The 11,465-nt window shown below is 73.3% G+C and carries 9 protein-coding genes and 1 pseudogene; 4 read left to right on the top strand and 6 right to left on the bottom strand.

What is annotated here, in order from left to right:
* Window positions 1-346 (top strand): annotated as a pseudogene (locus tag ACFQ2V_RS21100) (hypothetical protein); the annotation flags it as partial.
* Window positions 343-585 (top strand): DUF3072 domain-containing protein, encoded by a 243-nt coding sequence (locus ACFQ2V_RS21095; RefSeq protein ID WP_386054970.1) that lies wholly within the window; start codon window positions 343-345, stop codon window positions 583-585. The pseudogene ACFQ2V_RS21100 and the gene ACFQ2V_RS21095, both read left to right, overlap by 4 nt.
* 29 nt (window positions 586-614) lie before the next feature.
* On the opposite strand, the gene ACFQ2V_RS21090 is transcribed toward ACFQ2V_RS21095, so the two are convergent.
* Window positions 615-1,880, bottom strand: a complete 1,266-nt coding sequence (locus ACFQ2V_RS21090) for a DUF4921 family protein (protein WP_386054968.1) — start codon at window positions 1,878-1,880, stop codon at window positions 615-617.
* Between the two features lie 31 nt (window positions 1,881-1,911).
* Between ACFQ2V_RS21090 and ACFQ2V_RS21085 the strand changes: the two genes are divergently transcribed.
* Both ACFQ2V_RS21085 and ACFQ2V_RS21080 read left to right on the top strand, forming a co-directional pair.
* The gene (locus ACFQ2V_RS21085; protein ID WP_386054966.1) at window positions 1,912-4,209 is read left to right on the top strand and encodes an exo-beta-d-1,3/1,6-glucosidase; all 2,298 of its coding nucleotides are present in this window, start codon (window positions 1,912-1,914) and stop codon (window positions 4,207-4,209) included.
* Window positions 4,209-5,177 carry an NADPH:quinone oxidoreductase family protein gene (locus tag ACFQ2V_RS21080; RefSeq protein WP_386054964.1) on the top strand — a complete coding sequence of 323 codons (969 nt, stop codon included), beginning with the start codon at window positions 4,209-4,211 and terminating at the stop codon, window positions 5,175-5,177. The genes ACFQ2V_RS21085 and ACFQ2V_RS21080 overlap by 1 nt, the downstream gene beginning before the upstream one ends.
* Here the strand turns inward: ACFQ2V_RS21080 and ACFQ2V_RS21075 are convergent.
* The 5 genes from ACFQ2V_RS21075 to ACFQ2V_RS21055 are packed head-to-tail and all read right to left on the bottom strand — an operon-like array spanning window position 5,164 to window position 11,458.
* On the bottom strand, window positions 5,164-6,069 hold the full coding sequence (locus tag ACFQ2V_RS21075) for a phosphotransferase (RefSeq protein ID WP_386054962.1): 906 nt from the start codon (window positions 6,067-6,069) through the stop codon (window positions 5,164-5,166). The two genes, ACFQ2V_RS21080 and ACFQ2V_RS21075, sit on opposite strands and share 14 nt — an antisense overlap.
* On the bottom strand, window positions 6,053-7,246 hold the full coding sequence (locus tag ACFQ2V_RS21070) for a glycosyltransferase family 4 protein (protein ID WP_386054960.1): 1,194 nt from the start codon (window positions 7,244-7,246) through the stop codon (window positions 6,053-6,055). Before ACFQ2V_RS21070 ends, ACFQ2V_RS21075 begins: the two co-directional genes overlap by 17 nt.
* Window positions 7,243-8,538 (bottom strand): glycosyltransferase family 4 protein, encoded by a 1,296-nt coding sequence (locus ACFQ2V_RS21065; protein ID WP_386054958.1) that lies wholly within the window; start codon window positions 8,536-8,538, stop codon window positions 7,243-7,245. Before ACFQ2V_RS21065 ends, ACFQ2V_RS21070 begins: the two co-directional genes overlap by 4 nt.
* Window positions 8,535-10,343 carry an ABC transporter ATP-binding protein gene (locus ACFQ2V_RS21060; protein WP_386054956.1) on the bottom strand — a complete coding sequence of 603 codons (1,809 nt, stop codon included), beginning with the start codon at window positions 10,341-10,343 and terminating at the stop codon, window positions 8,535-8,537. The genes ACFQ2V_RS21065 and ACFQ2V_RS21060 overlap by 4 nt, the downstream gene beginning before the upstream one ends.
* A complete protein-coding gene (locus ACFQ2V_RS21055; protein ID WP_386054954.1) occupies window positions 10,340-11,458 on the bottom strand; it encodes a glycosyltransferase family protein in 1,119 nt (372 codons plus the stop codon). Before ACFQ2V_RS21055 ends, ACFQ2V_RS21060 begins: the two co-directional genes overlap by 4 nt.
* Window positions 11,459-11,465 lie beyond the last annotated feature (7 nt).

Below are 11,465 nucleotides of genomic sequence, written 5' to 3'. Positions count from 1 at the left end.
CCACGTCCCCGCCACCCGCTGCGACCTCGACCACGAGACCCCCTGGCCTGTGGGCGAGACGTCCGTGACGAACGTCTCCGCCAAGCACCGGCTGCACCACAACCTCAAGACCCACCACATCTGGACCAGCACCCAGATCCCCGACCACGGCCTGCAGTGGACCACCCTCACCGGCCGCACCTACACCACCTACCCCAAGAACTGGCGCGAAGGCCTCGACCCACCAGCCGGCGCGCTCGATCCGGCAACCGCACCCGATGACCGCGACCGCGACGAGGCCGTGCCTCCCTTCCAGGGGTGTGAGTGTGTGGTTCGACGCACCCTACGGGGTACGCCGACCCCATGAGCACATCGAACACACCTTCGAACGACGACCTGATCGGCGGCACCTCGGGTGACTCGGCCATCAAGGATCCCGAAGACTGGGTCACCGGTGACGAGGCGATGACGGGCGCCCAGCGGAGCTACCTCGAGACCCTGGCTCGCGAGGCCGGCCAGACGCTTCCCGCCGACCTGACCAAGGCCGAGGCGTCCGAGCACATCGAGAGGCTCCAGGCCGAGACAGGTCGCGGTGCACCGGACTGAGTGACCTCGGCTTCGCGGGCGCTGAGCCCTCAGCCGACCGTGATGCGGTCGGACACGAGACCGGAGTCGGTCAGCTCGCGCAACCGCGTGACGGCCCGCTCGCGCACCGTCCACGGGTCGATCGTGTTCACGTAGATCTTCGTGCCGCCCTCGAAGCCGGCAAGGGTGGAGATGCGCCACTTGAGCACCGCCCGCAGCGGCATCGGCTGGTCGACCGACGGTGGGCGGTGGTGCCACTCCTCGTTCGACGGCACGTGCACTCCCGTCGCCGCGTGACACGCGTGCACGAGGTCGGAGAACTCGCGCAGCCGCTCGTCGCCCAGCTCCCACGGGCAGCCACCGCCGTCGGTCACGTGCACGACGAGCGCCGGGTACCGGTGGCCCACGCCGGCGAAGGCGACGGCGTGCTCGGTGCGCGCGACAACGAGCCCCTGCTCGGCGGCATACCCGGGTCCCCAGTGGGCGAACACGTCGGGCTCGGTGCGCAGCCGCTCGATCTCGAGCTCCTTCTGCGCGCCGAGCTCGTCGATCGCGACGACCTGCTTGTGCAGGTGGTCGAACGACGCGCCCGACGCCGACAGCCAGTTCTGGAAGACGGACACGTAGCGGGCGCACGCGTTGTCGCGGTACAGGTCGTGCATCGCGCGAACCGTGAGCTCCGTGTATCTCCAGTGCTCCTCGGGCGTCAGCGTTCCCGACCCGGCGAGCTGCGTGTCGTCGGTGGCGCCGTCGACGTAGTGCCGTCGCGCGACGACGACCTGGTGGTTGCCGGCGAAGAGCGCAACAGCCTCGCGCGAGAGGTCCTCGTCGGCAAGGGGCTCGGCGTCGGCCCCGGCCGCGCCCCTCGCCCGCATCCGGATGCGGGCAAGGGCGGTGACGTGCTCTCGTCCGCCGACCGTCCCGAGGTATGCCGTCCGGTGCGCCTGCGACGCGGCCGTCGGCTCGAAGCCGTGGCTGAGGTGCCAGTAGTCGTAGCTGAGGATCTCGAACAGGTTCGGGATGAGGCGGAACTCCGGCACGGTCAGGCCGAGGTCCTCGGCGAGCACACCGCGCACGTCGCGCCAGCCGTCGGCGTCGTGGACGACCCGCGCGATCTCCGGGGTCGTCTCGAACATGCGTCCCCAGCAGAATGCGCAGTGCCGGTCGTGGTCGCCAGGGTCCAGCGGCAACGGGTGCTGACCCGCCATCCCGAACGGTCTTGCCGCCCGCCCGGGCAAGGTCCAGACCTTGGTCCCGGTCAGCGGGTTGACCTGCTTGATGGTGCCGTCGGGCAGGCGGATCAGGGGCTCGACCACGGCTCCAGCCTAGGTGGGCTAGCGTCGCACCGTGGCCGATGACGACACCACTGACCTGCCGTACCGCGACCCGGCGCGCCCGGTCGAGGAGCGTCTCGAGGACCTCCTCGCACGGATGACGCTGCCCGAGAAGGTCGGGCAGATGCTCCAGCTCGACGCCCGCGGCGACCTCGACGACATCGTGAGCACGAAGCTGGCCGGCTCGATCCTGCACACCGCGCCCGACGACATGCCGCGCGCCATCGAGCTCGCAGCCGCGACCCGCCTCGGCATCCCGCTGCTCACAGCCGACGACTGCATCCACGGCCACTCGTTCTGGCCGGGCGCCACGATCTTCCCGACCCAGCTCGGCATGGCCTGCACGTGGGACCCCGACCTCGTCGAACAGGCCGCCCGCGTCACCGCGGTCGAGGTCTCGGCGACCGGCATCCACTGGACCTTCTCGCCGGTGCTCTGCATCACCCGCGACCTGCGCTGGGGCCGAGTGGGCGAGACCTTCGGCGAGGACCCCCACCTCATCGGTGAGCTCGGCGCCGCCATGGTCCGCGGCTACCAGGGCGACGGCCTCACCGACCCGACCGCCATCCTCGCCTGCGCCAAGCACTTCGCCGGCTACTCCGAGACGCAGGGCGGCCGCGACGCGAGCGAGGCCGACCTCAGCCGCCGCAAGCTCGCCTCCTGGTTCCTGCCGCCGTTCGAGCGCGCGGTGCAGGAGGGCTGTCGCACCTTCATGCTCGGCTACCAGTCCATCGACGGTGTCCCGGTGACCGCAAACGGGTGGCTCCTCGACGACGTGCTCAAGCAGCAGTGGGGCTTCACCGGCACCCTCGTCACCGACTGGGACAACGTCGGCCGCATGGTCTGGGAGCAGAAGGTCTGCGCCGACGACGTCGAGGCAGCCACGGTGGCCGTCAGGGCCGGCAACGACCTCGTCATGACGACACCGGCCTTCTTCGAGGCGGCCCAGGAGGCGGTGGCCCGAAACCTGCTGGGGGAGAAGCAGATCGATGAGGCAGTGCGTCGCATCCTCCGGGTCAAGCTCGAGCTCGGCCTCTTCGAGAACCCACGGGCGCCTGACCTCGCCCGCCAGGCCGCCGTCGGCTCGCCCGAGCACACCGCCCTCAACCTCGAGGTCGCCCGCCGGTCGCTCGTCCTCCTCACCAACGACGGCACGCTCCCGTATGCCGCAGGCCCCGCCCGCGCACTCGACGCCCCCGCGCGCACGGTTGCCGTCATCGGCCCCAACGCCGACGACCCGCAGGCGAACCTCGGCGACTGGGCCGGCGCGTCCGGGCAGGTCGACTGGATGCCCGACGGCCACCCGCGCGAGACGGTCGAGACCGTGCTCGACGGCTTCCGGGCGGTCGTCCCCGAACACTGGACCGTCACGTACGCCCGCGGCGCCGAGATCGAGCGGCTCGTCCCCGACCCCGACGGCCCGCTCTTCCCCGACGGCCAGCCGCGTCCTCCCGTCTCCGTCGCGGCTCCCGTCGACGCCGACCAGCTCGCCGAGGCGGTCGGGGCGGCCCGCGACGCCGACCTCGCCGTCGTCGTGCTCGGCGACACGATGGCCCTGACGGGGGAGGGCTGCTCGACGGCGACGCTCGAGCTGCAGGGCGGCCAGGTCGCCCTCCTCGACGCCGTCGTCGCCACGGGAACGCCGACCGTCGTGGTCCTCCTCCACACCAAGCCCGCGGTCCTCCCGCCCAGCGCCCTGGACGCAGCCGCCGTCATCGAGGCCTTCAGCCCCGGCATGCGAGGCGGGCGCGCCGTCGCCGAGCTCGTGCTCGGTCACATCGAACCGTCGGGGCGCCTGCCGCTGTCGATCCCGCGCCACGTGGGCCAGCAGCCGACCTACTACAACCAGGTCCGGGGGCAGCACGGGCACCGCTACGCCGACCTCACGCAGGAGCCCCAGTTCGTCTTCGGCGAGGGACTCACGTACACGACGACCACCTGGTCCGGGCTCACCGTCACCGGTGGCACCGACCTCACCGAGGTCGACACGGTCCGCGCGACCGTGACGGTCACCAACGAGGGCGAGCGTCCCGCGCACGAGGTCGTGCAGGCGTACGTGCACGATGTCGTCACCAGCGTCACGTGGGCGTCCAAGGAGCTCAAGGCGTTCCGCCGGGTCGTCGTGCCGCCGCGCGAGTCCGTCACCGTCGAGATCGAGGTCCCGGTCGCTGCCTGCACCATCGTCGACCCCGCGAGCCGTCGCGTCGTCGAGCCGGGAGACTTCGAGCTGCTCGTCGGCCCGAGCTCGCGCGACGCCGACCTCCTCCGGGCTCCGTTCACCGTCCGTCCCACGCCCACCCGAGGAGCCTGATGCGCGCAGCACGAGTCACCCACCTCGACGGCCCTGGCAGCCTCGTCATCGAGGACCTGCCCGAGCCGGCCCTCGAGCCCGGCCACGTGCTCGTCGACGTGCACGAGGCCGGGGTCAGCTTTCCCGACGTGCTGATGAGCAAGGGGCTCTACCAGATGCGCCCCGACCTGCCGTTCGTGCCGGGCGCCGAGTGTGCCGGCGTCGTACGCGAGGCAGCGCCCGGCAGTGCGTTCCGCGCCGGCGACCGCGTCGCGGCGTTCCCCGTTCTGGGCGCCTTCGCCGAGACGGTCGCCGTGCCGGAGGCGATGGTCTTCCCGCTGCCCGACTCCGTCGGCTTCGAGGCGGGCGCGGCCCTGCCGATGAACTATCTCACCGTGCACTTCGCCCTCACCCGGCGAGGAGGGCTAGAGCGGGGAGAGGTCGTGCTCGTCCACGGCGCGGCCGGCGGGATCGGCACCGCTGCGATCCAGCTGGCCCGGGCCATGGACGCCCGCGTCATCGCCGTCGTGTCAGCCGCCGACAAGGCGGCGACAGCCGAGGCCGCCGGCGCCCACCACGTCGTGCTCGCGGACGAGTTCCTCTCGCGGGCCAAGGAGCTCACGGACGGCCGCGGCGTCGACGTGGTCGTCGACCCGGTCGGTGGCGACCGCTTCACCGACAGTCTCCGCAGCCTCGCGCCCGAGGGCCGGCTCCTCGTCATCGGGTTCACGGCCGGCCAGATCCCCGAGGTCAAGGTCAACCGCCTGCTCCTGGGCAACCTCAGCGTCGTCGGGGTCGGCTGGGGTGCCTTCTGGATGCCCGACCCCACCTACCTGCGCACCCAGTGGGACGCGATCCTGCCGCTCCTGGAGAACGGTGCGCTCGACCCGCCGGTCGGCACGCGCCACCCGCTCGCCGACGTCACCGCGGCGCTCACCGAGATCGACGAGCGTCGCGCCCACGGCAAGGTGACGCTCACGGTCCGGTGACGGCCGCCCCGTCCATCGAGCGCAGGCGCCGCACGTGCGCGACCAGGGCGTCGCGCTGGTCCGGGTCCTGGTGGCGGGTCTCGGCCAGGGCGGCGAGCCGCACGAGCGTCAGCGTCGTCCAGGCCTCGAGCGTCGCGGCGTCGAGGTCGTCGCACTCGCCGTAGCCCTCGAGGAACGCCGCGGTCGCCGCCTCGGTCACCGACGCGGGTCGCCGACCGGTCACGCGCTCGCGCACGAGGTGTCCGACCATGTTGCCGACGTCGAGCCCGCGCGGGGACATCGCCGCGTCGTCGAGGTCGATGAGGGCGATGCCGCCGTCGGTCGTCACGACCACCTGGCGCGTGTGGAAGTCGCGGTGCGACGGCACGGCAGGCGCTGCCCGGAGCCACTGGGTCGAGACCTCGAGGTGGTGCACCAGCTCGGCCGTCGCCGGGACGTGTCGGCGTACGAGCTGGTCGACCTCCTGGTCGCGTCCCCACTCCCGGTCGAGCTCTGCGCCGCTGTCGTGCAGGCTCCTCAGGGCGCGCCCGACGGCCGCGAAGCGACCGGCGTACGCGGCGTCGGGGAGGTCGTCGGGGATGGTGCCGTCCCGGTAGGTCACCGCGAGCACGTGGCCCGCGTGGTCGCAGCCCACGACCGCCGGCACGATGCCGGCGACGGGGGTTGCTGCCAGGGCCAGCAGCCGGCGGGCGTTGCCCCGCGCCCGGGGCGACGCGAACACCTTGACGACGACCGTCCTGCGTCCCAGCTGGGCGAGCACCGCGACGCGGCGCCCCGGCAGGTGGCGCAGCACGGGCCCGGGCACAGCGCCCGGCGCGACCGCGTCGATCCCTCCCGCCCACTCGGCGAGCGCGGGGTCGAGGACAGCAGGGTGGTCAGCGGGGAAGGGCACGGTCTGCCTCGACCCTCAGCGCGGAGACCGCATGCACGATGTCGGAAGCCCTGCTCTCCCAAGCGTGCTCGGCGTGTGCGTAGTCGCGAGCCATCTCGGCCCGCGCCAGCGAGCCCACGGGGTCGGCGAGCACGTCGCGTATGCCGTCGGCGAGCGCGGCCGGGTCGCCCGGAGTCACGAGACGTCCCCACCGGCCGTGGCCCAACGCCTCGGGCAGCTGGCCGATGGCGCTCGCGACGACCGGGGTGCCCGCGGCGAGGTACTCGTAGAGCTTGAGCGGGGAGAACGCGAAGTCGGCGAGCGGCGGGTAGGGCGCCAGCGCCACATCGCTCGCCGCGAGCACGGTCGGGATGCTCGCGTGCTGCACCTGCCCGAGCCAGTGCACCCGGTCGGCGACGCCGAGCTCCGCGGAGCGAGAGGTCAACCCGTCTCGCACCGGTCCGTCGCCGGCGACGACGAGGTGGACGGCGTCGGGGAGCAGCGGCAGGGCCTCGACGGCGATGTCGAGCCCGTGCCAGGCGCGGAGCGAACCGGTGAAGCAGAGCAGCGGGCCGTCATGGGCGAGTCCGAGCTCGGCGCGGGCGGCGACGCGGTCGGGCGTGCCGCTGAAGAGGCGTGCGTCGAAGCCGTTGGGCACGACCTCGGTCGGCCCGGGGGCAACGGCGCGAACCGCGCCGGCCACCTCCTCGCTCACCGCGACGCGCAGGTCGGCCGACCGCAGCACCTCGTCCTCGACCGCTGCGGCCAGGTCGCCGGCGACGAGCCCGCGCCACCGCGCCTCCTCGGCCGCGAGCAGGGCGTTCACCTCGAGCACGTGGACGGCCCCTGTCACTGCGGCGACCCGCGTGCCGGCAGTCCCGAAGAGCGACAGCCGCTCGTAGACGACGTCGGGCTGCAGGCGGGCACAGACGGACAGTGCCAGCTCGGCCACGCTCTCGACGGTCTCGCGCTTCCGGCGCTCGCGCAGCTCACCCTCGGCTCGGCCGGGGTGGTCGACGAGGTGGCACGGCACCGGCCACGCCTCGAGCGGTCCGTCCGGGTTCGCGGCGACGCCGACGACCTCGACGTCGTGCCCGAGGGCCGCGAACGCCGACGTGATCGCAAGCAGGTGCAGCGCAGCTCCCTTGCCGTCGCCGACCCGCACGCCGGTGTCGGAGCAGAGCACCAGGACCCTCATGCCGCACCTCCTGCGTGGCCGGACGCGCCGGCGAAGACGTCGAGAAGAGCCGCCGTGGCATCGGCAGGGCTGTAGCGCTGGGCGACGAGGCGTCGTCCGGCCAGGCCCAGGCTCGTGGCGAGGGCGGGGTCGCGGAGCAGCCGGTCGAGCGCGGTCGCGAGGGCGTCGACGTCGTCGGGCGGGACGAGCAGCCCGGTCGCGCCGTCGACGACGAGCTCGCCGATGCCGACGACGTCGGTCGACACGACCGGCACCGCGCGGGCGAGCGCCTCCACGAGCACCGTCGGCATGCCGTCCCGGTCGCCGTCGGCGTCGATGCGGCACGGCAGCACGAACGCCCGGCAACCCGCGAGGGCCGCCTGTACCTCGTCCGCGGTGGCCGCGCCGTGGAAGCGAACACGATCCGCGAGCCCCAATGAGTTCGCGAGAGATGTGAGCTCGGGCCGCAGCGGCCCGTCGCCGATGATGTCGACGACGAGGTCGGGGTGATCGTCGGCGAGGAGGGCAGCGGCCCGGACGATCAGGTCGACGCCCTTCTTCGGCACGAGACGCGCGACGCAGAGCAGCGACGTGCCGGTCGCCGGGTCGGCCACGGGGCCGAGGCCGACGCCGTTGGGGACGTGACGCACCGAGGCGCGTACGCCGCCCTCCCGCACGACCGACTCGAGGTGGGCCACGTTGTGGCCCGAGACCGTGACGACCGTGTCGACGCCCGACAGCCGGCGCGCCAGGTGCGGTGCGTTGTCGTGGTGGTAGATGTCCTTCGCGTGTGCCGTGACCGAGCACGACACCCCCGCGAGGGCGGCCGCGACGACGGCGACCTCGGACGACGCTGTCGCGAAGTGCGCGTGCACGTGGGTCACGCCCTCACGGCGTACGCGCTCGGCGACGATGCCGCCCTGGACGAAACGCCGCCACGTGTCGTCGCGACGCGCGCGCAGCGCCAGCGCCGACCAGCGCAGCGGACGGCGCAGCACGAGGCCGAGGTGCGCTCTCGCGCTTGCCGGGTCGCGCAGCCGGGCGTGCCTCGGCACGTAGCGCACCTCGGCGCACACCGCGTCGAGCTCGGCGTGCGTCGGGGAGTCCTCCGGCGGCAGGAGGGCGTCGACGAGAACGCGGACCCCGGCGGCCTCGAGGCCGAGCACCTCGCGGAGCACGAACGTCTCTGACAGCCGCGGAAAACGCTTGAGCACGTAGAGGACCGGACCGACGGGGGCGGAAGGGCCAGGCGGTGCAGCCACCGGCCCGACCGCGGGGGCGGCGGTCGGGGTGGTGGCTGCTGCCTGGCTCATCGCCGGCCCCCGTCGGCCGGTAGTGCGGTGTCGGTGACGAACAGCCCCTCGCCTGCTCCGGCGAGCCGGGCGAAGTGTCCACCACCGCGCAGGAGCCACTCGGGTGCTCCCTGTTCGACGAGACGTCCGCCCTCCATGACGGCCACCCGGTCGGCGCGTCGGACGGTCGAGAGACGGTGCGCGATGACGAGCATCGTGCGGTCCCGGGGCAGGGCCTCGAGGGCCTGCACGATGAGCTGCTCCGACTGGACGTCGAGGGCGCTCGTGGGCTCGTCGAGGACGAGGATCGGGGTGTCCCGCAGGATCGCCCGGGCGATGGCGATGCGCTGGCGCTGGCCGCCCGAGAGCATCACGCCGCGCTCGCCGACCGGCGTGTCGAGCCCCCGGGGGAGCCGGTGCGCGAACTCGTCGACGAGGGCGAGCTTCGCGGCGCGCATGACCTCGGTCTGGGTCGCGCCGGGCCGGCCGCAGGCGATGTTGTCGTAGAGCGTGCCGTGGAGCAGCACGCAGTCCTGCAGCACGAGCGAGACCTGCGAGCGGAGGCTGGCGAGCTCGAGGGTGCGCACGTCGCGGCCGTCGTGCAGCACCCGACCGGACTGCACGTCCATGAGGCGCGGCACCAGGGCGGCCACCGTGCTCTTGCCGGCCCCGGTGCGCCCGACCAGTGCGAGCGTCTCGCCCGCGTCGACGTGGAGGGTGAGGTCGCGCAGCACCGGCTCCCGGCCGTAGCTGAACGTCACGTCGACCAGGTCGATGCGGCCCGTGAGCCGGCCGGCCGGAACGGCGTCGGGGGCGCTGCGCACCGCGGGGACGAGGCTGAGCACGTCGGCGACGCGCTCGGCCGCCGCGGTGCCCTTCGAGGTGATCGTCGAGAGCTTGGCCAGGGCCTTGAGCGGCTTGTACAGGCTGGAGACGTAGCCGAGGAAGACGAGCAGCACGGCCACGCTGAGGCGGCCCTCGATCACGCGCCACGAGCCGACGGCGAGCACGACCGCGACGGAGGCCGCGCTCGCCACGTCGACGACCGGGCTGAACCGCGCCTGCAGCCGGGTCGCCTCGAGACCCTGGTTGAGGCTCGTCACCGAGAGCGACTCCATGCGGTCGCGCATCCGCTCCTCGAGCGACGACGCCTGGACGAGCGGCATGACGGACAGGCCCTCCGCGGCGGCAGCTGCCACCTGTCCGTCAGCCGTTCGAGCCCTTCGGGCGGCGGACTTGAGCGCCCGCGTCGACCGGAAGATCACGAAGCCCAGCAGCGGGGTTGCGAGGAAGGCGACGACGGCGAAGGTCGGGTCGAGCAGCACCATGACGGTCGCCATGCCCACGACGAGCATCGAGTTGGGCAGCAGCACCGCGAGGGTCTGCACGAGCAGGTCCTGCATGCGGTCGACGTCGGAGGTGACCCGGGAGGTGAGGTCTCCGACCCGCTGGTGGGCGTGGTACTGCAGCGACTGCCGCTGCAGGTGGGTGTAGACGTCGACGCGCACGTCGGCCGCCATCCGGAGCCCGGTCGAGGAGAGCAACCGGGTCGACCAGTAGTCGACGACCGCGGCGAGCACGTAGATGACGACGAGGGAGGCGACGCCGATGGCCACCGCGGCACCCGGCGACAGCCCCTTCGCGATGCCCGCCGTGCCGCCGGAGCCGTCTGCCGCCCGGGTGAGCACGTCACCGACGAGCAGCGATACCGGCCACGGCTGGGCCAGCCCCACGAGCACCTCGAGGATGGCGAGCGCCCCACCGAGGGCGAGAGCGCGACGGTGCTTGGCGGCATACGGCCGCAACAGGTGCAGGGTCTGGATCATGCGACCGCCTCCAGCGCGCGCGAGGTGACGGCCTGGGCCGCCAGGGTGGCGCCGTCGAACGAGATGCCGGCCCGTGCGCAGGCCTTCTGCGAGAGGCGCCGTGGCTGGTCGAGCAGCCAGGCGACCTCCTCCGGGGTGGCCGTCTCGTCGAGCACGTCGGCGAGGCCGAGCGAGGCGAGGCGGCCGGCGCGGATGGCCTGCTCGCGCCGGGGGGCGCGCCGGGGCACGAGGATGGCGCGCTGGCCGGCCGCGAGGGCCTCGACCGTGCTGTTGTAGCCGCACATCTGGACGACGGCGCCCGCACCGGCGAAGAGGTCGACCGTCGAGCCGCCGCCACGCCGCAGCTCCAGCCGGCCGGCGAGCTCGCGGTCGCCGCGGACGAGCCGGCGCAGCCAGTCGCCGGCGTACGGCCCGGCCGTGACGACGCCGCGCAGGGCCGGGCGACGCCGCAGCGCCTCGATCCCGAGCCGGAAGAGGGTCTCGCCGTCGCCTCCACCGCCGGCGCTCACCACGACCGTGCTCTTGTCACGCACCTGGCGGGCCGGGCGCTCGACGACCCACCCGCAGTAGCGGGCCGGGTAGGGCAGGCCGTAGTCGCGTTCGTGGTCGCACAGGAGAGGGCTGCCGAAGACGAGCAGCTCGTCGTAGACGTCGCCCACGCCCTGCCAGCCGGGACCTTGGAGCTCGCGACGCACCGTGGCCGTGTCGTCGAGGACGTCGCGCAGGCCGAGCAGGATCGTGGCGCCCTGCCGGCGGGCCTCGGCCAGGCCGGGCCGCAGCTCGCCCGCGGTGCCGAACGGGTGCCGGTCGACGACCACGACGTCGGGCCGCAGGTCCGCGACGAGCGAGCCGAAGACGCGGGCGCGCTCGGCGACGGCTGTCCGGAAGTCCATGCCCTCGCAGCCGTAGCTGCCGGTCTGGTCCTTGATGAGCGACGGCACCCGGACGACGGAGAACCGCGGGTCCTCCAGCCATGCCGGCGGGCGCTGCACGCCGGTGACGAGGACGATCTCTGCGGTCGGGTCGAGCCGAGCGACCTCACGGGCGATGAGCGCGTTGCGGCGGGTGTGACCCAGGCCGAACCCGTCGTGCGACGAGAACACGTAGCGACCCATGATGCCT

It is taken from the genome of Terrabacter terrigena (genome assembly GCF_042676085.1).
Lineage (GTDB): Bacteria > Actinomycetota > Actinomycetes > Actinomycetales > Dermatophilaceae > Terrabacter > Terrabacter terrigena.
The sequence above is the reverse complement of the archived record's forward strand: the minus strand, read 5'-3'. Positions and strand labels throughout refer to the sequence as shown.

Bases quoted from the DNA above. Each gene is read 5' to 3' on its own strand.
- ACFQ2V_RS21095 (WP_386054970.1), top strand. From the start codon at position 343: ATGAGCACATCGAACACACCTTCGAACGACGACCTGATCGGCGGCACC.
- ACFQ2V_RS21080 (WP_386054964.1), top strand. From the start codon at position 4,209: ATGCGCGCAGCACGAGTCACCCACCTCGACGGCCCTGGCAGCCTCGTC.
- ACFQ2V_RS21070 (WP_386054960.1), bottom strand. From the start codon at position 7,246: ATGAGGGTCCTGGTGCTCTGCTCCGACACCGGCGTGCGGGTCGGCGAC.
- ACFQ2V_RS21065 (WP_386054958.1), bottom strand. From the start codon at position 8,538: ATGAGCCAGGCAGCAGCCACCACCCCGACCGCCGCCCCCGCGGTCGGG.
- ACFQ2V_RS21060 (WP_386054956.1), bottom strand. From the start codon at position 10,343: ATGATCCAGACCCTGCACCTGTTGCGGCCGTATGCCGCCAAGCACCGT.
- ACFQ2V_RS21055 (WP_386054954.1), bottom strand. From the start codon at position 11,458: ATGGGTCGCTACGTGTTCTCGTCGCACGACGGGTTCGGCCTGGGTCAC.